The sequence below is a fragment of the Pseudarthrobacter cellobiosi genome (assembly GCF_023913815.1).
Lineage (GTDB): Bacteria > Actinomycetota > Actinomycetes > Actinomycetales > Micrococcaceae > Arthrobacter > Arthrobacter cellobiosi.
This window is the reverse complement of the sequence record NZ_JAMXBK010000028.1, coordinates 98,790-120,788: the sequence shown is the minus strand read 5'-3', so window position 1 is coordinate 120,788 and position 21,999 is coordinate 98,790. Positions and strand designations below refer to the sequence as shown.

Annotated in this window: 17 protein-coding genes; 9 read left to right on the top strand and 8 right to left on the bottom strand. The window is 66.0% G+C overall.

Annotation, left to right across the window (positions count from 1 at the left end):
* Positions 1-69 precede the first annotated feature (69 nt).
* Positions 70-1,752: a LuxR family transcriptional regulator gene (locus NG701_RS18635; protein WP_252569705.1), complete on the top strand. Its 1,683-nt coding sequence runs from the start codon at positions 70-72 to the stop codon at positions 1,750-1,752.
* Here the strand turns inward: NG701_RS18635 and NG701_RS18630 are convergent.
* The 3 genes from NG701_RS18630 to NG701_RS18620 form a co-directional block, all read right to left on the bottom strand.
* Positions 1,745-2,551, bottom strand: a complete 807-nt coding sequence (locus NG701_RS18630) for an ABC transporter permease (RefSeq protein ID WP_252569702.1) — start codon at positions 2,549-2,551, stop codon at positions 1,745-1,747. The genes NG701_RS18635 and NG701_RS18630 overlap by 8 nt on opposite strands.
* Positions 2,551-3,519 carry an ABC transporter ATP-binding protein gene (locus NG701_RS18625; RefSeq protein ID WP_252569699.1) on the bottom strand — a complete coding sequence of 323 codons (969 nt, stop codon included), beginning with the start codon at positions 3,517-3,519 and terminating at the stop codon, positions 2,551-2,553. The genes NG701_RS18630 and NG701_RS18625 overlap by 1 nt, the downstream gene beginning before the upstream one ends.
* A gap of 167 nt (positions 3,520-3,686) precedes the next feature.
* On the bottom strand, positions 3,687-4,658 hold the full coding sequence (locus NG701_RS18620; RefSeq protein WP_252569696.1) for a DNA-3-methyladenine glycosylase family protein: 972 nt from the start codon (positions 4,656-4,658) through the stop codon (positions 3,687-3,689).
* A 130-nt stretch (positions 4,659-4,788) separates the two neighbouring features.
* Between NG701_RS18620 and NG701_RS18615 the strand changes: the two genes are divergently transcribed.
* From NG701_RS18615 to NG701_RS18595, 5 genes are all read left to right on the top strand, one after another.
* On the top strand, positions 4,789-5,181 hold the full coding sequence (locus tag NG701_RS18615; protein ID WP_252569694.1) for a VOC family protein: 393 nt from the start codon (positions 4,789-4,791) through the stop codon (positions 5,179-5,181).
* Between the two features lie 43 nt (positions 5,182-5,224).
* The gene (locus tag NG701_RS18610; protein ID WP_252569692.1) at positions 5,225-6,610 is read left to right on the top strand and encodes a cystathionine beta-synthase; all 1,386 of its coding nucleotides are present in this window, start codon (positions 5,225-5,227) and stop codon (positions 6,608-6,610) included.
* A 13-nt stretch (positions 6,611-6,623) separates the two neighbouring features.
* A complete protein-coding gene (locus NG701_RS18605) occupies positions 6,624-7,787 on the top strand; it encodes a cystathionine gamma-synthase (protein WP_252569690.1) in 1,164 nt (387 codons plus the stop codon).
* Between the two features lie 82 nt (positions 7,788-7,869).
* Positions 7,870-8,358 (top strand): winged helix-turn-helix transcriptional regulator, encoded by a 489-nt coding sequence (locus NG701_RS18600; protein WP_252569689.1) that lies wholly within the window; start codon positions 7,870-7,872, stop codon positions 8,356-8,358.
* Entirely contained in the window at positions 8,355-9,677 is a 1,323-nt protein-coding gene (locus NG701_RS18595) for an MFS transporter (RefSeq protein WP_252569686.1), read from the top strand. Before NG701_RS18600 ends, NG701_RS18595 begins: the two co-directional genes overlap by 4 nt.
* A 106-nt stretch (positions 9,678-9,783) precedes the next feature.
* Here the strand turns inward: NG701_RS18595 and NG701_RS18590 are convergent, their stop codons facing one another.
* Complete coding sequence (locus tag NG701_RS18590; protein WP_252569683.1) at positions 9,784-12,945, bottom strand: glycoside hydrolase family 2 TIM barrel-domain containing protein; 3,162 nt, start codon at positions 12,943-12,945, stop codon at positions 9,784-9,786.
* Between the two features lie 173 nt (positions 12,946-13,118).
* Between NG701_RS18590 and NG701_RS18585 the strand changes: the two genes are divergently transcribed.
* The gene (locus NG701_RS18585) at positions 13,119-13,730 is read left to right on the top strand and encodes a TetR/AcrR family transcriptional regulator (protein ID WP_252569680.1); all 612 of its coding nucleotides are present in this window, start codon (positions 13,119-13,121) and stop codon (positions 13,728-13,730) included.
* 127 nt (positions 13,731-13,857) lie between these two features.
* Here the strand turns inward: NG701_RS18585 and NG701_RS18580 are convergent, their stop codons facing one another.
* The 4 genes from NG701_RS18580 to NG701_RS18565 are packed head-to-tail and all read right to left on the bottom strand — an operon-like array spanning position 13,858 to position 18,441.
* Positions 13,858-15,066 (bottom strand): acyl-CoA dehydrogenase family protein, encoded by a 1,209-nt coding sequence (locus NG701_RS18580; RefSeq protein WP_252569677.1) that lies wholly within the window; start codon positions 15,064-15,066, stop codon positions 13,858-13,860.
* A 9-nt stretch (positions 15,067-15,075) separates the two neighbouring features.
* Positions 15,076-16,602: an APC family permease gene (locus NG701_RS18575; protein ID WP_252569674.1), complete on the bottom strand. Its 1,527-nt coding sequence runs from the start codon at positions 16,600-16,602 to the stop codon at positions 15,076-15,078.
* Positions 16,603-16,633: 31 nt separating this feature from the next.
* Positions 16,634-17,845 carry a glutathionylspermidine synthase family protein gene (locus NG701_RS18570; protein WP_252569670.1) on the bottom strand — a complete coding sequence of 404 codons (1,212 nt, stop codon included), beginning with the start codon at positions 17,843-17,845 and terminating at the stop codon, positions 16,634-16,636.
* Between the two features lie 2 nt (positions 17,846-17,847).
* On the bottom strand, positions 17,848-18,441 hold the full coding sequence (locus NG701_RS18565; protein WP_252569668.1) for a Tat pathway signal protein: 594 nt from the start codon (positions 18,439-18,441) through the stop codon (positions 17,848-17,850).
* A gap of 172 nt (positions 18,442-18,613) precedes the next feature.
* Here NG701_RS18565 and NG701_RS18560 point away from each other — a divergent pair, with 172 nt between their 5' ends.
* Both NG701_RS18560 and NG701_RS18555 read left to right on the top strand, forming a co-directional pair.
* Positions 18,614-19,267 carry an MOSC domain-containing protein gene (locus NG701_RS18560; protein ID WP_252569665.1) on the top strand — a complete coding sequence of 218 codons (654 nt, stop codon included), beginning with the start codon at positions 18,614-18,616 and terminating at the stop codon, positions 19,265-19,267.
* 409 nt (positions 19,268-19,676) lie between these two features.
* Positions 19,677-21,893 carry a DEAD/DEAH box helicase gene (locus NG701_RS18555; protein WP_252569663.1) on the top strand — a complete coding sequence of 739 codons (2,217 nt, stop codon included), beginning with the start codon at positions 19,677-19,679 and terminating at the stop codon, positions 21,891-21,893.
* Positions 21,894-21,999 lie beyond the last annotated feature (106 nt).

Below are 21,999 nucleotides of genomic sequence, written 5' to 3'. Positions count from 1 at the left end.
GATCCGGGGCGGCCCGCGCCCGTAGTTCCGTCCCTAGAGAACGGCAGTGTCAAGTGCTCTAATTGAAGCGTGGCGCTGGAGGAAGTGACAGCGAGAGGCTACGCGGCACTGGAAGCGGGGCGGTGGGTGGATGCGCGCGCCGCGTTTGAGGAGGTCCTCTCGGGCACCGGATCGCCGGGCGCGCTCGCAGGCTTGGGCGACGCCCTCTTTTTTCTCGGCGACCTTGGTGAAAGCGTCCGCTGCCGTGAGCGCGCCTACGCTGCCAGCCGCCGTGCCGGCAATGTTCCGGAAGCCATCGATTCCGCTGTATGGCTGTGCCTTGTCTACGGGATGTCCCTCGGCAACGAGGCTGCGGCGCGGGGCTGGCTTGCCCGGGCGGAGAGCATGGCCGGGCCCGACGACGGACTGTCCCGGGCCTGGGTTGATTACTGTGCGGCGCTGCTGGCTACGGATGCCCATCACTGTCGCGACCTGATCGAGCGGGCGCTGGCCATGTCGCATGAATTGGGCGACCCCGACTTGGCAGTCTGTGCGCTTGCGGAGCGCGGGGTCGTCCTGGTCAAGGGTGGGGAGGTCCAGGCCGGGCTTCGCTGCGTGGACGAGGCCATGGCCAGCGCCCTGGGTGGCGATGGAACGACGTTCTACACAGTGGTCATGGCGAGTTGCTCGATGCTGACCGTCTGCGACCTGCTCAGCGACCTCGGGCGAGCTACCCAGTGGTCGCTGGCGGCAGATGACTACATGAGGGCCTACGGCTGTCCATACCTTTACGCTCAGTGCCGCATGGTCCACGGGCGAGTGCTCCTGCTGACGGGTCATTGGGCCGAAGCCGAGGACGAGCTGCGGCATGCGGTGGCGAGTACAAAGGACGTCTTCCCCGGTATGTACCACCGGGCCGTCGCGAGCCTCGCCGAGCTCCGTGTGCGCCAAGGTCACTTCGACGAGGCCAAGGCCTTGATTGAGAGGATCGGCGCTCCGGTCGAGACCAGCCTGGTGGCGGCAGGACTGGCCCTGGGAAGAAACGAACCGGCCGCGGCCGTGGCCCTGGCAGAGCGCTGGCTTCGTTCGGAAATTGAGGGTACCGGCGACGTCGTTCCTCCACCGCACGCCGGCGGGCACCGGACCTCCCTGGAGACAGCGAGCGCACGCAGCCTGCTGGTGGAGGCACAGTTGGCAGCAGGCAATCCTGCCGCTGCTGCAGTGGTCGCCGAGCACCTTGGCGACCTTGACGCCAGCGCCGGAGGAATACGCTTGGTGTCCGCGCATGCCGCCCTGGCCAGAGGCCGGGTTGCTGCCGCCGAGGGCCGGCTGGAGCCTGCCACGGGTTACTTTGAAGACGCCCTCAAATGGTTCGGCCACTTGGAACTTCCGCTGGAAGCCGCGCGCACGCGACTGGAACTTGCGCGTCTTTTAGCCCAAGGCCAGCCCACGCTCGCCATCTCCGAAGCCCGCGCTGCACTGTCAGTGCTGGACAAGCTGGGGGCGTCCCATGATGCCGATACGGCAGCGGCACTGTTGCGATCGTGGGGCGCCGGGGGCCGGTCCGTTCCCCGCGAGGCAGGCATTCTCACCCGGCGAGAGCATGAAATCCTGGGGCTGCTGGTGGAGGGCTATTCAAATCCTGAAATTGCGGTGCAGCTGTTCATCAGCCACAAAACGGTGGCCCACCACGTAAGCAGCGTGCTGGAGAAGCTCGGCCTTCGCAACCGTGCTGAAGCCGCTGCTTACGCTGCCCGCATGGGCTCTAATTGATGTTGCGGTTGATGGCCCGCACACCCACTACAAGCCCGACGGCGGCCGTCACCGCTGCGGCGAAGAGGCCCAGAAGCGTGTCGGTCCCGACGCTGCCGGCGAACAGCTCCCGCTCGGCGTTGACCAGGTAGGTCAGGGGGTTGAACAGGCTGGCGGTCTTCATCCAGTCCGGCCCTGCCTCGATGGGCAGCATGATGCCGGACAGGATCATCAGCGGGAAGAGCAATGTCTGCTGCACACCCCAGAAGATCCACTCCTTGTTCTGCGATACCAGGGCCAGCGCGTAGGAGAGGGCGCCGAGCCCGATGCCGAAAATGCCCAGGATGACCAGGCCGAACAGCACATGCAGCGGGTAGAAGACGAAGCCAAACGGGATGCAGACCAAGGCGATCAGCAGTCCCTGAACTACCAGCGGCGCCCACTCCTTCAGCGCCCGCCCGATCATCAGCGACGAGCGGGACAACGGCGTGGCGAGGATTCGCTCATACGAACCGGTCATCAGCTCGTACTGCAGGTTGGAGCCAGTCATGGACGTGCCGAACAGGGCAATCATGACCACGACGCCGGGCAGGAACCACTGGAGCGTGGACTGGCCGCCGAATGCCGGTGCGCCCACCGCCGCGCCGAGCAACGGCCCGAAAAGGCCCAGGAAGACGAGCGGCTGGAGCAGCGAGAAAACCAGCGAGAACGGGTCCCGCAGGGGCAGCAGCATCTCACGCCAGAACACGTATTTGGTGTCATGCAGGATCTGGAGGAGGCCCGGCTTTTCCAGGATCTCGGTGCTGCTTTGCACAGCCATCAGCGGTCTGCTCCTTCCCGCAGGTTGCGGCCGGTCAGTTCCAGGAACACGTCGTCCAGGGTTGGCGGTTTCAGCTCCAGGGACTGGGCGGGAGCGCCGGCGTCGTTCATTTGTTGCAGCAGCACCGGCGCCAGCCGTGCGCCTTCGGTGAGCCGCAGGCGGAAGCGGACCACGCCGTCGTACGAGTTTTCGTTGACCTCACCGCCCGCGGCGGCGCGCCCCAGCAGCCCGCGCACACCCGCGGCGGAGTCCGCCGCAACCTCGACGGCGAGCAGGTCACCGGCCAGGTTGGCCTTCAGCCGGGCTGCAGTGTCATCGGCGATGATCTGGCCGTGGTCAATCACGATCACACGCTCGGACATCGAATCGGCCTCGTCCATGTAGTGCGTGGTCAGTACGATGGTGGTGCCGTGCTCGGCGCGCATCCGCATGATGTGCTCCCACAGGTTGGCCCGGTTCTGCGGGTCCATGCCGGTGGACGGTTCATCCAGGAACAGCAGCCGCGGCGAGTGCATCAGGCCCAGGGCCACGTCCATCCGCCGCCGCTGCCCGCCGGACAGCTTGACGACGGCGCGTTTGGCGAGGTCGGCCAGGTCCAGGGATTTCAGCAGCACCTGGGCCCGGGCGGCAGCATCCGTGGAGTTCATACCGTAGAACCGGCCCTGCATGATCAGCTCGTCGATGACCCGGAAGCTGTGGCCGCCGCCGTTGCCCTGGCCGATGTAGCCGATCCGCGCCCGCACTCCGGCCGGGTCTGCCGAAACGTCCACGCCTGCGACGATTGCCGTGCCGGAAGTGGGCCGGAGCAGCGTGGTGAGCATGCGGAGGGTGGTGGATTTGCCCGCGCCGTTCGGCCCAAGGAATGCCACGAGCTCGCCCGGGGCAACATCGATGTCGACCCCCTTGACGGCTTCTACCGTTTCCTTCTTGACGACGAAAGTTTTGGTCAGCTTGTCAGTGTGGATCATGGGTGACTCCAGAGAATTCGGAATTCCGGGGCTCTGGTGGGGGCTCCATGGCGCCACGCTATACCCATCCGCGGCCCGAGTCCACGGTAAGAAAGCCACGAAAACGGACGACGTAAGTCCCGCGTGAACGGACACTTGCGGCCCTGAGCGCTAGAACCCACCGGCGGTCAGTGCCGGCGGTGGTCCTGGATGGTCATCCGCGGCCCGAACGTCGGTTTGCGGAAGCCGCTCAGGCCGATCATCCGGACCACCCGCTGCCGGTGCCCGGTCCACGGCTCAAGCAAGGCCAGCATGCCGGCGTCGTCGGTCCGGCGGCCGGTGAGCGCGGCGCCCACATAGGCGGCGAGGTGGTAGTCGCCCACCGCGATGGAGTCCGGGCAGCCGTGGGTCCGCTGCACCACTTCGGCCGCGGTCCACACCCCGATTCCGGGAATCACCTGCAGCTTTGCTGCCGCCTCCGCGGACGGAAGGGCGGCCAGCCGTTCAAGCGCGACGGCGGATCGCAGCGCCCGCATAACGGTCGCCGAACGCTGGGGTCCCACGCCGGCCTGGTGCCATTCCCACGAGGGGATGCGCAGCCACTGCTCAGGGGTGGGCTGGAGGCGGAGCCCTTCCGGCGCCTCGCATCCGGCCGCCGGAGCCGGCGAGCCGAACCGGTACATCAGGTACCGGTAGCCGCGGCGGGCCTCAATAACGGTGACCTTCTGCTCGAGGATAGTGGGCACGAGGCAATCAACCACCCGCCCGGTGGAGGGCAGCCTTAGAGCGAGGTTCCGGCGTCGGGCGTCACGGACCAGCCGGGGGAGCGTGGCTTGGAAGGCCGGCTCGTCAAACGCCGACCAGTCGTCCTCGGCGCCCAGCAGCCGGGGCACCCCGGCGAGTCCGGCGGCGGAACCGGGACCCCAGGCCAGGGCATCAACAGCCCCATCCGCAGCAGCGGTGAGGCGCAGCGTGACCGGGCCATCCGGCGTCGTAAACGCAGTCCATAACCCGTCAGGCCGGAACGAACACGACGGATCTCCGGTACCCCGCAGGAGCGTTCCCAGCGTCTGCTGCAGGCTGTACGGGCCGTCCGGATGCCAGCGCAGGGACGCATCCGCGGCGGCGGCAAGCCGGGCCGGAGCGTCAAGGATGGTCATGTATTCATGGTCCCACGGCGGGCTGGCAACGCAGCGTCCGGAGCCCTTTCAGACCGAAGTTGCCAGGACTAGACTCCATCGTGTGGCGCGGGGACTCCGCGTCTTCCCCTCGCATTCAAAGGAGCATGCTGTGGCTGGAGTTGTGCACTTCGAAATCCCCGCCGATAACAAGGAACGCGCCAACACCTTTTACCAAAGCGCGTTTGGCTGGACCCTGACCCCCATGCAGGAGATGGACTACACGATCGCCATCACCACGCCGTCGGACGAACAGACGGGCATGCCAAGCGCGCCAGGGGCCATCAACGGGGCCCTGTTCCCCCGCACGGACAACCTCAAGACCCCCGTCATCACCATCGATGTGGAGGACGTGGACGCCGCGCTGGCGCAGGTCGAATCCGCTGGAGGTACTGTCGCCCAGGCCAAGGACGCCATTCCGGGAATGGGCTATTACGCCTATTTCAAGGACACCGAAGGCAACACCATGGGCCTCTGGCAGACAGATTCCTCGGCAGGGAGCTGAGCCCCGGGCAGGACCTGCGGCGGCAGGCGGTAACTTTGTACCTATGAAGTACGCGCAGTCCGTCCTGGACCTCATCGGTAACACGCCGCTCATCAAGCTCAACCACGTGACGGAAGGCCTCAAAGCAACTGTCCTGGTCAAGCTGGAATACATCAATCCCGGCGGCTCCATCAAGGACCGCATCGCGGTGAAAATGATCGAAGAGGCCGAACGGACGGGCAAGCTCCTGCCCGGCGGGACCATCGTGGAGCCGACGTCGGGCAACACCGGCGTGGGACTGGCGCTCGTCGCCCAGCAAAAGGGCTACAAATGCATCTTCGTGGTGCCGGATAAGGTGGGCGAGGACAAGCGCGCCGTGCTTCAGGCATACGGCGCCGAAGTCGTGGTCACGCCCACGTCCGTGGCCCCAGACAGCCCGCAGAGCTACTACAGCGTCTCGGATCGATTGGTCACGGAAGTTCCGGGCGCCTACAAGCCCGACCAGTTCTCCAACCCGGCCGCCCCCGGCAGCCACTACGAGACCACGGGGCCGGAGATCTGGCAGGACACGGACGGCCGGGTCACGCACTGCGTGATCGGCGCCGGCACCGGCGGCACCATCACGGGCACCGGCCGTTTCCTCAAGGAGATCTCGGCGGACCGTGCGGAGGCCGACGGCGGCCGGGTCAGGATCATCGGGGCGGACCCCGAAGGTTCGGTCTACTCCGGGGGTACCGGGCGCCCGTATTTCGTCGAGGGCGTGGGCGAGGACATGTGGCCGGCCAACTACGACAAATCCGTCCCGGACGATGTCATTGCCGTCTCCGACGCCGATTCCTTCGCCATGACCCGGCGGCTGGCCCGCGAGGAAGGGCTGCTGGTGGGCGGATCGTCCGGCATGGCGGTGGTGGCTGCGCTGCAGACCGCCCGCGACCTCCCGGAAAGCGCCGTGGTGGTGGTCATCCTCCCGGACTCCGGCCGCGGCTACCTGGCCAAGATCTTCAACGACCAGTGGATGCGTTCCTACGGTTTCCTCTCCGGCGGCGAGGAAGCGTCCGTGGGCGAGGTCATCAAGTCCAAGACCGGCGAGCTGCCGGACCTGGTGCACATCCACCCCAACGAGACCGTCCGCGACGTCATCAACATCATGAACGAGTTCGGCGTCAGCCACATCCCGGTCCTCTCGCAGGAACCGCCGGTGGTGATGGGCGAGGTCCTCGGCGCCGTGGACGAACGCACCCTGACCTCCAAGCTGTTCCGCGGCGAGGCCAAGCTGACGGACAAGATCTCCGAGCATATGGGCCCCAGGCTGCCGGTCATCGGCTCGCTGGAAACCATCTCCGCAGCCCGCGAGCTGCTCTCCGACGTGGACACCGTGATGGTGACGTTCGTCGGCGCCCCCGTGGGAATCCTCACCCGCCACGACCTCCTCGCCTACCTCAGCAACTAGCTAAAGGAACTCCATGTCTGTTTCTGAAAACCAGGGTTTCAACACGCGCGCCGTCCACGCCGGCCAGGCCTTCGAACCACGCACCGGCGCTGTGGTCCCGCCGGTGCACTTCAGCTCCACCTACGCCCAGGACGGTATCGGTGGGCTCCGCGACGGCTACGAATACGGCCGCGGCACCAACCCCACCCGTGACGCCCTGCAGGAGCAGCTCGCGGCGCTCGAAGGCGGAAGCCACGCGTACTCCTTCAGCTCCGGCCTCGCGGCGGAGGACTCCCTGATCCGGGCGCTGACTAGGCCCGGCGACCACATTGTGCTCGGCAACGACGCCTACGGCGGCACGTACCGGCTGATCAACCGCGTGCTCGGCGACTGGGGGATCGGCAACACCCCCGTGGACATGGCGGACCTGGACGCGGTACGCAAAGCCGTGGCCGCGAACAAGACCCGCTTCGTCTGGGTGGAGACCCCGTCCAACCCGCTGATGAAGATCACCGATATTGAGGCGCTCGCCGCAATAGCGCACGACGCCGGGGCCCTCCTCGTCGTCGACAACACCTTTGCGTCGCCCTACCTGCAGAACCCGCTCGCCCTGGGTGCCGACGTCGTGGTTCACTCCACCACCAAGTACATCGGCGGGCACTCTGACGTGGTGGGCGGCGCCATCGTGGTCAACGACGCGGAGCTCGCCGAGAAGATCGGCTTTGTCCAGTTCGCGGTGGGAGCGGTGTCCGGCCCCATGGACGCGTTCCTCACCACCCGCGGCCTGAAAACCCTCGGCGTGCGCATGGACCGGCACAGCGACAACGGCCAGGCCGTGGCCGAATGGCTGCTTGAGCGCCCCGAGGTGGAGGCCGTCCTGTACCCCGGCCTGCCCTCCCATCCCGGCCATGAGCTGGCGAAGAAGCAGATGAAGAAGTTCGGCGGCATGGTGTCCGTCCAGTTCAAGGGCGGCGAGGCGGCGGCCCGCACGGTCGCGGAAAACACGTCGGTGTTCACCCTGGCGGAGTCCCTGGGCGGCATCGAATCGCTGATGAACTACCCGTCCGAGATGACCCACGCATCGGTCAAGGGCACGGAACTTGCTGTTCCGGTCAACCTGATCCGGCTCTCCTGCGGCATCGAGGACGTGGAAGACCTCATCGCGGACCTGGAGCGGGCCTTCACCTTCCTCAAGTAGCGCCGCGCTCCAGTAACACCGCGCTCGCCAACCAGAGGCACCCTAGCTAACTTTCTTCAAGAAAGTTAGCTAGGGTGCTTTTATGGTTCTCCGCTCCGACTGGTCCCAGCGCAACTGCAGCATGGCACGCGGTCTCGACATATTGGGTGACCCCTGGAGCATGCTGGTGCTCCGCGAGGTCTTTTTCGGCAACGGGCGCTTCGACGCCATGAAGTCCCGGCTCGCCGTCGCGGACTCGGTGCTCACCAGGCGTCTGGCGGGTCTCGTGGAGTCCGGGCTGCTCGGGAAGAAGGCGTACGACGACGGCGGCCGCCCCCGCCAGGAGTACGTCCTGACTCCTAAGGGTGAGGACGTCCTCCCGGTGCTGAACGCCGTGGTCATGTGGGCGGAAAAGCACCTCCCGGCACCCTCTGACCAGGCCCACATGTTCGTGATCCATTCCGGCTGCGGCCAGCGGACCAGCTCCGCGGACACGTGCACCGGCTGCGGGGAACGGCTCACGGCCGCGAACACCAGCTGGCACAGCCTCACCCGGACGGACGCGCCCGTGCAACTGGCCACCGCCGCATGAGCGCCACCGAAACCACCCGCCGCCGACTCCTGCACCCCGCCTGGACCGTCGCGGCTGTCGCCTTCCTGGCCCTTGTGGGAGCCGCCGGATTCCGTGCTGCCCCGGGTGTCCTCATGGTGCCGCTGCAGCAGGAGTTCGGCTGGTCCACCACCGTTCTGTCCGCAGCCGTCAGCATCAACCTGGTGCTGTTCGGCCTGACCGCCCCCTTCGCCGCGGCCCTGATGGAACGGTTCGGGATTCGCGCCGTAACCGCCACCGCCTTGGTGATGATCGGCGCCGGCGGCGCGCTTACGGTTCTGGTCACCGAGTCCTGGCAGATTCTCCTGACCTGGGGCCTGCTCATCGGCCTCGGCACGGGCTCCATGGCACTCGTCTTCGCCGCCACCATCGCCAACACCTGGTTCTCCAAGAGCCAGGGCCTGGTGATCGGCATCCTGACCGCCGGCAGCGCCGCGGGCCAACTGGTGTTCCTGCCGTTCATCGCCATGCTGGCCCAGGATCCGGGCTGGCGGCAGGCATCGCTGCTGATCGCCGCCGGCGCCCTCGCGGTGGTTCCGCTGGTGCTGAAGTTCCTCAAGAACTCACCGGCCGACGTCGGCGCCTTGCCTTACGGTGAAACGGCACCTGAGGAGGGAACGGTTGGGTCCCCTGCTGCGGCAGCGGACCCCGTCGAAAGCGGACGGAGCAGCAACGCCGCAGTGCGCGCCCTCCAGGTGCTCAAACAGGCCAGCAAAGTGCGGACATTTTGGGCGCTAGTGGCGGGCTTCGCGATCTGCGGGGCAACCACGAACGGGCTGATCGGCACCCACTTCATCCCCTCCGCCCACGACCACGGCATGCCCGAAACCACCGCGGCCGGGCTGCTCGCCGTCGTCGGGATCTTCGACATCCTGGGCACCATCGCCTCCGGCTGGCTGACCGACCGGTACAACCCCAAAATCCTGCTGGCCGTGTATTACCAGTTCCGGGGGATCGGCCTGCTGGTGCTGCCGCTGCTCCTGAGCGCCACCGTCCAGCCGAGCATGATCGTTTTTGTGGTGATCTACGGCCTCGACTGGGTGGCGACTGTACCGCCCACTGCGGCAATCTGCCGGAAAACGTTCGGCGCGGACGGCAGCGTGGTGTTCGGCTGGGTGTTCGCGGCGCACCAACTGGGCGCGGCCGCTGCTGCCCTCGGCGCCGGAGCCATCCGGGACGCCACCGGCCAGTACACCTACGCCTGGTTCGGCGCGGCGGCCATGTGCACCATCGCCGCCGTGATCAGCGCGACCATCCGCAAGGACGCAGGCCAGAAGGAGCCGGTGGCCGTGGCGGCTTGAGCTGGACCGCCGGATCGCCCGACTTCCGGGCCGCGGTGAGGCAAATGCAAGGGCCGGGCTCGCAGATTGTGCGTGCCCGGCCCTTGCCTTTCCCCGTTCTCGGCGGCTACACGGCCGTCCCGATGCGCAACGTCAGCGTGCGGGCCTCCGGACGAAGGGCGAAGTCCGGCCAGACATCCGGGCCGCAGGCCCGCGAACCCAAACCATGCTGGGCAGCGTCCAGGTAGAGGTAGCTGTGCTCACTCCGGGGCAACTCGTGGGGATGGGCGGCGGCGCTGACCTCCTGTGCGGTGTGACGGGCCAAGGTGAAACCGGGCCGGCGCCCGCGGGCATCCGCCACCGTCGTGATCCTCAGCCACGGTGCACCCGCGTTGTTCAGCTCAAGAGAACGCACGGCACTGCGGTGCCCGCTCTCCTGGGGCTTCGCGTACGTCACTGTGAGGTCGTCGATTGCTGCCGAATACCGCCCGATCAGTGCCGCGTGCATGCTGTCCGGATACGATTCCCGGGGGCCCGCGCCAAACCAGGAGGCGCCGTCCACGGAGCCGGGCAGATCGAACCTGACCCCGATGCGTGGCCAGATCATATTCCAGCCCGCGCTGGGGACGATGTCCAGGCGAAGCCACAGCTCCCCATCCGCGAGCTGCCACTGCTCTTCGACCGTCACGGAGTCAGCGCTGTCGGCTGGCGCATACCGTGTCCGGACCGCCACGCCTGAATCGTTCGCCGAGATCATTTCCACCCGGGCCGTCAGGCGGTCCAGGCCCGCTTTGCGCCAGACCGCGGCCGACGGCGGGGCGGGCTCACCGTTTCCGTTGTTCAGCCAGGGGTCGCCCAGATCGTAACTGCCGTGGCCCGCTCCGCCGTCGTTATCCGTCGGTGCGCGCCAGAGCTCCAAGCGGGGACCGGCTACGGACAGGCCGCCCAGCGACACGAGCCGGCCCTCCTCGAAGACCGCGGGTCCGAGGGTTACCGTTCCGGTTCCCGAGGATTCGGCACCCGCAGACTCGGCCCCCAAGGAGCCGGAACGGCCGACTGAAGCCAGCGGGCGCGGCGCCTGAACCGGTGCCGCAGGCGGCGTGAGATCCAGCTGGGCGGCTGAAATCACGTGTCCGGCGGGAGCCCAATCGGTGTCTTTGCGAAGAACAGCTTCAACGGTGAGCCAGTGCTCTCCGTTGCTGGGGACGGCGAGCGTGGGCAGCTCCAGCTGCGCCGATTCGCCTGCCGCAAGAGCCTTGCCCGACGTGCCGGCCACTGCCAGTTCGCCCGAGTCGCTGCGGATGCCGTCCACTTCAGTCCGCCACTGGAACACAACGTCGGACGTGTCCGCTGAGTGCCGCAGATTGGTGACCGTGATGAACCGCCGGGCACCGCCGTCGTACGTTGTTCCATCGGGCACCTCGGTGCCGAAGCGCAAACGGATCGGCGCCACGATCTGCTTGTATTCGAACAGTCCCGGGCTCGGCGTCGAATCGGAGAGGACCATTCCGTCCATCACGAAGTTGCCGTCGTGGATGACCTCGTTGAAATCGCCGCCGTAGGCGAAGAATTCGGTTCCGTCCTCCGTACGTGTGCGGATGCCGTGGTCCCGCCATTCCCAGACGAACCCACCGTGCAGTCGGGGGTAGCGGTCAACGAGGTCCTCATACTGGTCGATGGCGCCGGGGCCGTTGCCCATCGCGTGAACGTATTCGCACAGGATGAAGGGTTTGGTCCGCTGGCGTGCCGACTCGGCGGCCGAACAGCCGAGCAGCAGCGAGCCGGAGTCGTCCCGTCCGATCGCCTCGGTCTCGGGAACGGAGGAGTACATCCGCGAATACACGTCCGTGTAGGCGCCGCTGTAGTCGCCCTCATAGTGGACCGGGCGTCCGGTGTCGCGGGCATGGGCCCACGCGGCCATTGCGGCGAGGTTGGCGCCCGTGCCGGCCTCGTTACCGAGCGACCACATAACAATGGAGGGGTGGTTCTTGTCGCGCTCGATGGTGCGCTCGATGCGGTCCACGAAGGCTTCGCGCCAGGCGGGATCGTCGCTGGGATTGCCGGCCCATTGCTGGGCATGGAATCCGTGCGTTTCGAGGTCGCACTCAAGCACCACCCAGAACCCCATTTCATCGGCCAGGTCCAGCAACCGGGGATGGGGCGGATAGTGGCTGGTGCGGATCGCATTGACGTTGAACTGCTTCATAAGGGCCAGATCGGCGCGGGCAGATTCTTCGTCGAAGACGCGGCCCCGGTCGGGATGGGTCTCATGCCGGTTCATGCCGTGGAACACCACCCGCCGGCCGTTCACCAGAAAGCGGTCCCCCACGATTTCCACCGTGCGGAAACCGAGACGAAGGGAGAGCGTTTCGGCAGCGCTGCTCACCGTTGCGTCATACAGCCGCGGGATCTCGGCAGACCACGGTTCGACGGCGTCGATCGCCACCGGGGCAACGTCCCCCGCGGAGGTCCACGTGACGTCCACGCCCAGCTCCGGCACGGACAGCGTCACCGGAAAGGCGTCACCGTCTGCCGTGATTTCAGGGTCAATGGTGCCGGCGCCGGAATCACCGGAGCCGCTGAACGAGGTGCGCAGCCAGACGTCGTCGATGCCGCCCGCCGGCCGTGCCTGCAGCGTCACGTCGCGGAAGATGCCAGGCAGCCACCACTGGTCCTGGTCCTCAAGGTAGCTCGATGCCGACCACTGGTGCACGCGCACGGCCAGCACGTTCGATCCCGGACGCACCGCGTCCGTTACGTCGAACTCCTGAGCCAGCCGGCTACCGACCCCGACGCCGATCGGCACCCCGTTGACCCATACCTTGTACCGCGATTCGACGCCGTCGAACCGCAGCAGGATCCGCCCGGCTTCGGACCATGACTCCGGGACGTCGAACGTGCGACGGTAGTCGCCGGTGGGATTCTCATCGGGGACGTTGGGGGCATCGGTGGGGAAGGGAAAGCGGACATTCGTGTAGATCGGCCGCCCATAGCGACCGGCGCCTTCCAGTACCCAGTGGGCCGGGACGGCGATCTCCTCCCATGCCGAGTCATCGAAAGCCTCCTCGGCGACGTCCTCCACAGCCTCACCGGCGGGCAGGGCGCCGCGGCCCCCGGGGGTCCCGGGTGCGCCGGCCAGGAGCCTGAAGCGCCAATTGCCGTTGAGTGACTGGGTGGGAGCATTGCTGTGCAGCCAGGAGCGGGCGGCTGTCCGCCTGCCCGAACCCGGTCCGCGGTCGATGATGTAGGAAACATCGGCGGTGCGCCCGGATGCTGTGGACTGGGACATTACTTGACTGCTCCTTCTGTAAGCCCGCCGCGCCAGAAGCGCTGCAGGACCACCATGGCAAGACTGTGATGTCCGACACGTGGGGGACCGATACGAGAAAGGCTAACATAAAATTCGAGTAGTAACTCGAGTTTTGAATTTATCCCGCATATCCGCCTGTACACTGGCTTGCCATGACCACAAACGAGTCGGGCCGGCCGTCCCGGCGGGGACCATACGCGAAGTCGACGGAACGCCGTCACGCGATCCTTGGTGCCGCGCACGCCGTGTTTGCGGCCCGCGGGTACCGCGGGGGCTCCCTGCAGGATGTCGCCGACCGCGTCGGAATGAGCCAGACGAGCCTCTTGCATTACTTCCCGTCGAAAAGCGATCTGCTTCTGGCCGTGCTCAACTGGCGCGACTCGAATACCGGCGATGGCACCACACCTCCCGATCCTGAGGAAGCGCTCGTTGACGCGGTGATCCGCCAGGCACGCTTCAACGAAGAGATCCCGGGCGTCATTGAGTTGTACACCGTGCTGTGCGCGGAATCCGTCACGGACGGCCATCCGGGGCGTGAATTCTTCACGGAACGATTTGAACGGCTGCGGCGGAGCTACACCCGGCGGTTCACGCAGCTCGCCGAGGAAGGCCGGCTGCGTCCCGGTGTGCAACCGGAAGCCGCCGCGGCATCATTGATTGCCCTGTGGGACGGCATCCAGACGCAGTGGCTGTTGTCGCCCGACAGCGTCGATATGGCAGGGTGCTTGCGTGGCTACCTTGAGCTGGTCATCCTGCCCGAATAACCAACGCATATATGACCCCCGGCCAGCTCCATCAGGTCGAACGAGCCCCAACTGAGTAGCACTAACTGTCGTTATGAGCCCTCAAAACGACACTTACTGCTACTCAGTTGGGGAGGGGCGGGCGGGCTTACCGGAACGCGCCGAGACCGGTGATGTGTTGACCCAGCACCAGCATGTGGACCTCATCGGTGCCCTCGTAGGTGCGGACTGACTCCAGGTTGGCGGCGTGCCGGAGCGGCGAATAGTCCAGTGTGATGCCGTTGCCGCCGAGGATGGAGCGGGCTTCCCGCGCGATCTTGATGGCCTCGCGCACGTTGTTCAGCTTGCCCAGCGAGATCTGCTCGGGCCGCAGCTTCCTTTCGTCCTTGAGGCGCCCCAGATAGAAGGCCAGCATGGTGCCCTTCTGGATCTCCAGCAGCATGTTCACGAGCTTTTCCTGGGTCAGCTGATACCCGGCCAGCGGCTTGCCGAACTGCAGCCGGTCCTGGGAATAGGCCAGGGCCGCTTCGTAGGAATCACGCGCGGCTCCCATGGCACCCCAGACGATCCCGTACCGCGCCTCGTTCAGGCACGTAAACGGCCCGCGCAGGCCCAGCGCAGCCGGCAGCATGGCCTCCGGTCCCAGCCGGACGGCGTCGAACACCACATCGCACTGGATGGAAGCGCGCATGGACAGTTTCTGGGCGATCGGAGTGGCAGTCACGCCCGGCGTTCCGGCCGGCACCAGGAAGCCGCGGACGCCGTCGTCGGTTTTGGCCCACACCACCATCACGCCAGCCACGGACGCCAGCCCGATCCAACGCTTGGCACCGTCAAGGACCCAGCCGGCGCTGTCCCCGGAACCGTCCCGGCGGGCGAAAGTGGTCATGGAGGACGGGTCGGAGCCCGCTGTGGGTTCGGTCAGGGCGAAGCAGCCGATCACTTCACCGGCGGCCATCCGGGGGAGCCACTCCTGCTTCTGGTCCTCCGAACCCCACTTGTGGATCGCCGTCATGGCCAGGGACCCCTGCACCGAGACGAAGGTCCGGATCCCGGAATCGCCGGCCTCAAGTTCCATGGCGGCCAGACCGTATTCGACGGCGGAGCGGCCGGGGCAGCCATAGCCTTCCAAGTGCATCCCCAGGACGCCCAGCTCGCCAAGTTCGGGAGCGAGCTCCAGCGGAAAGACGGCGTCGTCATACCAGCGGGCGATGTTTGGTTTGATCCGCTGGTCGGTGAAGTCTCGGATCCGCTGCTGGAGTGCCCGCTCGTCAGCGCTCAGCAGCGCATTAAGGGCCAGGACGTCGGACGGGTCCGGTGTAGGGGGCACTTCGGCGGTGACTTCAGCGTCGCTCATCTGAGTATCTTAGGCCGACATCGGTGTGGCAGCCCCCGACGCCGGCTTCCCGGTGAAGTACTCCCGCGTTGACGGCAGGAACCGGCAGCCAACGGCCAGGACAACGCCCAAGGCCAGGAGTACCACGCCGCTGACGAACGCCCCGCCGACACCGAAGATCTGTGTGTCACCGTACGCCGGATCCCACATCTGGACAGCGGAAATGAAGAACGCCGCCGTCAGAATCAGTGCCCCGAGCAGCGGAAGGATGCCGCGGAACCAGAGGTTGCGGGCCGATTCCCTGAAAGTGCCCCGGAAATACCAGAAGCACGCGAAGCCCGTCAGCGCGTAGTAGAACGCGATAAACAGGCTGATGGCGCTGATGGAATCGGAGAGCAGGTTTTCGCTGAGGAAGCTCATGGCCACGTAGTACACCACGGCCGCTGCGCCCATGACCTGGGTGGAGAATCCGGGGGTCTGGTTGCGGGTATGGACTTCGCCGAACTTCGGCGGCAGCGCGCCGTGCACACCCATCGACAGTGTGCCGCGGGCCGTAGGCAGGATGGTGGTCTGCGTGGACGACAGGACCGAAGCCAGCACGGCCACCACAATCAGCCAGCCCCACGGACCCAGGACCACGTCCTTCATGGCCAGGAAGACGTCGGACTGGTTCGCTTCGTTGCCCAGGCCAATGCCCTCGGTACCCACGGTGGCGTACATCATGACCAGGAGGGCCACCGAGACGTAGATGGCCACCAGGACAAAGGCCGAAATAACAGCGCCGCGGCCGGGAGTGACTGACGGGTTTTCGGTCTCCTCGTTCACCGCGAGGCAGGTATCCCAGCCCCAGTAGATGAACAGGGCAAGGAGCGAACCGTGCACCACGGCGAAGGGGTCAGCAAAGGCTCCGGCCGGGTTGAACCACTCGAAATCGAACGCCTGGCCCTCCGGAGCCCCGCCCGCGATCCGCACTATGATGGCCAGCGCGAAGATGCCCAATGAAACGTACTGCACGTAGGTCAGGACCCTCTGGACGTGTTCGCCCAGCCTGATGCCCCGGTAGTTCACCAGGGTCATAAAAACAATGAACAGCACACCGGTGGCTGTGACCACCACCTTGTTTTCTGCCACTGAGCCGTCGCCGATCAGCAGCCACAGGTACTGTCCTGCCACCTGTGCCAGGTTGGCCAGGACCACGATGCCGGCCAGGGCAACACCCCAGCCGCCCAGCCAGCCTGCCCAGGGACCGAACGCCCGGCGGGACCAGGTGAACGTGGTGCCGCAGTCCGGCATGGCGCTGTTCAGCTCACGGAAGGCGTAGGCGATGAACAGGACGGGGATGAACCCGAGGACCAGGATCAGGGGAGTGTAGGTTCCGTTGACGGCGACGATCAGGCCCAGCGTGGCGGCCAGCGAATACACGGGCGCGGTGGAGGCGAGGCCCAGCATGACCGAGTCGCCGAGGTCCAGGATTCCCGCGTGGAGCCCCTTGGCGGGGACGGCACCGCCGGAGGGTCCGCCGGAACCGCCGCCCGCCGTCGTCGTCTCCGCACTCATACTGTCACCGGGCTCGGGAAGGTCAGGGGGCTCATAGTGCGATACCTGCTTTGCTGGAGTGGGCCTGCGCTGAAAGCGGCGCCGGGGCGTCGATGGTGTTGGGCACAAAACGGCAGAAATAGTCGGTGATGGGGCCGTCCGATTCCCGGATCCCGCAGCCCACGGATTCGCCGTCCACCACCCACAGGCCAAGGACGGGGTGGTTGCCGTCGAAGTCGGGCAGCGCATGGAACTGCTGGTAGCACCAGCCCTCACGGCCGTACCCGCCGGGCTGCTCCAGGCTTATGCCCGGGGCATGGATCTTGATGTTGTCGCCTTCGCGGCCATGCAGCGGCTTGGCCACCCATTCCTTCAGGGGACCTGGCTCGTTGAGGTAGGCGGGCAGCAGGTTGGGGTGGTCCGGGTACAGGTGCCACAGCGCGGCCAGCAAGGCCTTGTTGGAGAGCAGCATCTTCCACGCAGGCTCCACCCAGCGGGGATTGTGTGCGCGCTGCAGCAGCCGGTGCCCGAACGGCTCCTTCATCATCAGCTCCCAGGGGTACAGCTTGAACATGGTGCTGATCATGAAGTTGTCCAGGTCCACAAAGCGGTTCAGGTTGGGATCCCAGCCGATATCGGACATGTTGATGCCGATGGTGGTCCAGCCCGCCTGGCTGGCCACGTCACGCATGTATCCGGCCGTCATCCAGTCCTCGCCGGACTCCTCAGCCTCGGAATGGGCTATGTGGAGCGTGCTCATGCCGGTGCGGTACTGCATCTTCTTCCACTGCCGGATCAGGGCCTCATGGATGCCGTTCCACTGGTCCTTTTCCGGGAACACGTCCTGCAGCCAGAACCACTGCGCGACGGCGGCCTCGATCAGGCCGGTGGGGGTGTCGGCGTTGTACTCCAGCATCTTGGCCGGTCCGCCCTGGCCGTCATATATAAAGTCGAAGCGCCCGTAGACATCCATGTCCGCGGCCTGCAAAGACTCTGCCGCGAGCTCCAGTGCCTGCGGGCCGATGCCGATGTTCCCCATGGCGCCCGTGGCCAGGAATTTGGCTGCCTCCAGGCACATCTTGTGCATGTCCTCGGCCGTGACCTCCAGCGTCTCCACCTCGTCCATGGTGAATTCGTAGTAGGCGGCCTCGTTCCAGTATTCGATCTTCTTACCGTCGGGCATGGTGGTGGTGGAGAAGACCAGGCCCTGCTCTTCGATCTTCTGCTTCCAGTCAGGCCTGGGCTCCGATAACAACCGCTTCACGCCTAGCCCCCCGTGCTTCCGCCCTTGGAGCTGCTGCCAAAGCCGCCCCTGCTGACCGTTCCGCCCTTGGTGCTGTACCCGGTGGAAGCCTTGGCACCGCTGGGGATGGTGCTGGTGTAGCTCGGGTATGAGGACCGGTTCTGGCCCACCCCGGGAACGCTGGCGCCGCGGGAGTAGAAGTACCACGCGTAGAGTGCACCGCTGCGGCCAGCCGAACTGTTGCACTGCGTGTCCTCCACGCGCTCGCCGGTTTCGTCGTTGAAACAGACCTGGGCGTAGTCGGCCTCATCCTGATTGCTGGCCACGACGGCGGTGATGGTGCCGGCGAGGAGGGCCGTGACTCCCAACCCCACCACCACTGTGCGGCGCTGGGACCGCTTCTTGCGAGCGGCGGCATCATGGGCCTGGCGCTCGTGGTCCCGGGCGAAGGGATCAACCGTGGGAATGGGTTCATTCAGGAGTTCAGGACGCAACTCCGGCTTGGGAACCTGCCACGGCGGCGGCTTCGGCGCCCCCTGGTCCTTGCCTTGACCGTTGCCCTGGTCTTTGGCCGGGTCTTTGTCCGGACCGTTGCCTTGGTCTTTTTCCGGGTCCATGACGTCCCCCCTTGGTAGTCCATGCTGAATGTGGGCGCAGCTGTGCGCCGGAAGCTCAATCCTGAAATCAGCGTAGTCTCTGCCCGGTCCGGCTGCGAGCACGCAACGGGAGAGAACTGCCCATCTCCGGTTCCAACGGTGGCTGTAACGCCGGGAACCCTACACTGGAGCCATGGAAACCGCATCAGTGCTAGCCGTCTGCCGTGTCCACCAGCTCCTTCCCGATGAAGGCAGCGTGGGAGTCACCGCCATCGATAAGCGGCCGGTGGGAGGTCCCGTTAAAGTACACAAACTCGGCCTCCACGGTGACGTCCAGGCGAGCCGGGTCCACCATGGCGGGGAGGACCAGGCCATCTACGCCTACTCCCAGGATGATGCCGACTACTGGGCGAAGGAGCTTCAGCGCGACCTCCCGCCCGGGATATTCGGGGAAAACCTTCGAGTGGCCGGCATCGAGACCACCGGGGCAGTGATCGGGGAACGCTGGAAGATCGGGCTCGACGTCGAAGTTGAAGTCACTTCGCCGCGCGTCCCGTGCGCCGCCTTCCAGCGTCGGATGGGGGAGCCGCAATGGGTCAAGCGCTTCACGGAAGCGGGCCGGGTTGGTACCTACCTGCGCGTGATCCGCACCGGCACTGTCCAGGCGGGCGACCACATCCACCGGCTTTTCGTGCCGACCCACGGCATCACCATCGGAAAGTGGTTCAGCGAGCCTGACCTTGAGTCTATGGAAGCGTTGCGGGATGCCGACGCCGACGGTGAGATACGCCTCCAGTCCGAGTATCACGACACCTTTGAGGCGCTGCTGCGGCGGCTGGGACGGTAGCGTCACGGCCATAGCCGGATGGAACTCGACGGCCATGTGCGCAAGCTCACCGCCGCCGTCGTACGTTCAATTAGCCGCAAAGCGGATCTGTACCTTACACTTGAAACATCCCCCACTCCGGAAATCCCTTATTCCTGCCCAATTTTTGAGGCAGGACTGGCAAGTGTTGGGGCCCGCTAATGTGATGCGGGCATTTTCATAGGGAGAGCCGGCTAAAGAAAACGCTGTACAGACTGCTGGGATAGCAGCCAAGAGATGCAGCGGGAAGTCCTGCCACGGGATTGCGAAAGCGCCGGACTTCTAAGTGACCGGCCGGTCAATGTATGCCCGGCACCCACGGCACACGTACTGCGGCTCCGCTCACCTCGGGTTGTGCCGCCTGGCCCCCTATGGATGAGGAAATTTCCCTATGCCTGAAAATCAGACCAACGACGAGACAGCTTTCACCGCCGAAGCAGTAACTGCCGAAACCGTCGCTGTCGAATTCACCGAGGCCGTTGCCCCCGCAGCAGAGCCCGCCGCCACCGAAGCTGAAGCCCCCGCCAAGGTCGAAGAAGCGCCTGCTGCCAAGGTCGAAGAAGCGCCCGCTGCGAAGACCGAAGACGCACCCGCCAAGGCTGAGGAAGCCGAAGAAGAAGAGGGCGTGAAGTTCGCCGATCTCGGCATCGACGGCCGCGTCCTCGCTGCCCTGATGGACGTCGGCTACGAAAAGCCTTCCCCCATCCAGGCAGCAACCATCCCGCTGCTGCTTGAAGGCCGCGACGTTGTGGGCCTCGCCCAGACCGGCACCGGTAAGACTGCAGCATTCGCAGTACCGGCCCTGTCCCGCCTGGCCGAGCTCCACGACCTCAACGGCCCGTCCCGCAAGACCCAGGCCCTGGTCCTGGCTCCGACCCGCGAGCTCGCGCTGCAGGTTGCCGAGGCCTTCACCTCGTACGCCAAGCACATCGATGACTTCACCGTCCTCCCCGTCTACGGCGGCTCCGCTTATGGCCCCCAGCTCGCCGGCCTGCGCCGCGGTGCCCAGGTTGTTGTCGGTACTCCCGGCCGTGTGATCGACCACATCTCCAAGGGTTCCCTGGACCTGTCCGAGCTCCAGTACCTGGTGCTGGACGAGGCTGACGAAATGCTGCGCATGGGCTTCGCCGAAGACGTGGAGCAGATCTTCCAGCAGACCCCGTCGGACCGCCAGGTTGCACTGTTCTCGGCCACCATGCCGAGCCAGATCCGCCGCATGTCCAAGCAGTACTTGAACAACCCGGCCGAGATCTCGGTCAAGTCCAAGACCACCACCGGCGCCAACACCCGCCAGCGGTACCTGCAGGTCATGGGCCCGCACAAGCTTGACGCCCTGACCCGCATCCTCGAGGTTGAAGAGTTCGACGGCGTTATCGCCTTCGTGCGCACCAAGATGGCTACCGAGGACCTGGCTGACAAGCTGAAGGCCCGCGGCTTCCAGGCTGCAGCCATCAACGGCGACATCCCGCAGCAGCAGCGCGAACGCACTGTCGAGGCGCTGAAGGAAGGCCGCATCGATATCCTGGTGGCCACCGACGTCGCGGCCCGCGGCCTTGACGTTGAGCGCATCAGCCACGTGGTCAACTACGACATCCCGCATGACACCGAGTCCTACGTCCACCGCATCGGCCGCACCGGCCGTGCAGGCCGTTCCGGCGACGCCATCCTGTTTATGACGCCGCGGGAGAAGTACCTGCTGCGTTCCATCGAAAAGGCAACACGCCAGCCGGTGGAGCAGATGCACCTGCCCACGGCCGAGACCGTCAACACGCTGCGCCTGGGCAAGTTCGCCGAGCGCATCACGGAGACCCTCGAGTCCGAGGACGTTGCCGCGTTCCGCGACCTCATCTCCTCCTACGAGGAAGAGCACAACGTGCCGGCCTCGGAGATCGCTGCTGCGCTGGCCGTGATGGCCCAGGGCGGTCAGCCTCTGCTGGTCAAGGAACTGGCCGCAGCTCCCGATTTCCAGAAGCGCGAGCGCTCCAAGGACGGCTTCGGCTCACGTGGCCCCACCCGTACCCTCACCGAGGGAAACGCCACCTACCGGATCGCCGTCGGACGCCGCCAGCGCGTTATGCCGGGTTCCATCGTGGGCGCCATTGCCAACGAAGGCGGCATCTCCTCGGCCAACATCGGCGGCATCGACATCCGTGCGGACCACTCCCTCGTGGAGCTCCCAGCGGATCTCAGTGCCGACCAGCTGAAGGCTCTGTCCCGCACCCGGATCGGCGGCGAGCTGATCCACCTCGAGCTGGACAACGGCCGTAAGCCCTCCGGCGATGGCGAGCGTGGCGGCTACCAGGGCAACCGTGGCGGCGGCGACCGTGGCGGCTACCAGGGCAACCGTGGCGGCGGCGAGCGCGGCGGTTACTCCGGCGGTGGCGACCGTGGTGGTTACTCCGGCGGCGGCGCCGGTGGCGGCGACCGTGGCGGCAACTTCAAGGGCAACGGCGGGTTCAAGAAGGAATTCCGCAAGACCGACGGCGAGCGTAGCTCCGCTGACCGCGGCGGCCGCTCCTTCAGCGACCGCAACGAGCGCAGCGTGGGCACCGACGCGGCACGCAAGCCGCGCACCGAAGGCGGCTTCAAGCCCCGCAACAAGTGGTAACCACTGCTTCCTAAAGTGAATTGAGAACGGGCCGGCTTCCTGCCGGCCCGTTCTGCTTTAAGTTTGCTGCTTAAGTTCGCTTCGTCACATCCCCGTGGGGATCCGT

What these genes read in the sequence shown, in the direction of transcription:
- NG701_RS18625 (WP_252569699.1), bottom strand. Translation starts at nt 3,519, where the DNA reads ATGATCCACACTGACAAGCTGACCAAAACTTTCGTCGTCAAGAAGGAA.
- NG701_RS18560 (WP_252569665.1), top strand. Translation starts at nt 18,614, where the DNA reads ATGGAAACCGCATCAGTGCTAGCCGTCTGCCGTGTCCACCAGCTCCTT.
- NG701_RS18575 (WP_252569674.1), bottom strand. Translation starts at nt 16,602, where the DNA reads ATGAGTGCGGAGACGACGACGGCGGGCGGCGGTTCCGGCGGACCCTCC.
- NG701_RS18605 (WP_252569690.1), top strand. Translation starts at nt 6,624, where the DNA reads ATGTCTGTTTCTGAAAACCAGGGTTTCAACACGCGCGCCGTCCACGCC.
- NG701_RS18630 (WP_252569702.1), bottom strand. Translation starts at nt 2,551, where the DNA reads ATGGCTGTGCAAAGCAGCACCGAGATCCTGGAAAAGCCGGGCCTCCTC.
- NG701_RS18595 (WP_252569686.1), top strand. Translation starts at nt 8,355, where the DNA reads ATGAGCGCCACCGAAACCACCCGCCGCCGACTCCTGCACCCCGCCTGG.
- NG701_RS18600 (WP_252569689.1), top strand. Translation starts at nt 7,870, where the DNA reads ATGGTTCTCCGCTCCGACTGGTCCCAGCGCAACTGCAGCATGGCACGC.
- NG701_RS18610 (WP_252569692.1), top strand. Translation starts at nt 5,225, where the DNA reads ATGAAGTACGCGCAGTCCGTCCTGGACCTCATCGGTAACACGCCGCTC.
- NG701_RS18590 (WP_252569683.1), bottom strand. Translation starts at nt 12,945, where the DNA reads ATGTCCCAGTCCACAGCATCCGGGCGCACCGCCGATGTTTCCTACATC.
- NG701_RS18580 (WP_252569677.1), bottom strand. Translation starts at nt 15,066, where the DNA reads ATGAGCGACGCTGAAGTCACCGCCGAAGTGCCCCCTACACCGGACCCG.
- NG701_RS18555 (WP_252569663.1), top strand. Translation starts at nt 19,677, where the DNA reads ATGCCTGAAAATCAGACCAACGACGAGACAGCTTTCACCGCCGAAGCA.
- NG701_RS18585 (WP_252569680.1), top strand. Translation starts at nt 13,119, where the DNA reads ATGACCACAAACGAGTCGGGCCGGCCGTCCCGGCGGGGACCATACGCG.
- NG701_RS18620 (WP_252569696.1), bottom strand. Translation starts at nt 4,658, where the DNA reads ATGACCATCCTTGACGCTCCGGCCCGGCTTGCCGCCGCCGCGGATGCG.
- NG701_RS18565 (WP_252569668.1), bottom strand. Translation starts at nt 18,441, where the DNA reads ATGGACCCGGAAAAAGACCAAGGCAACGGTCCGGACAAAGACCCGGCC.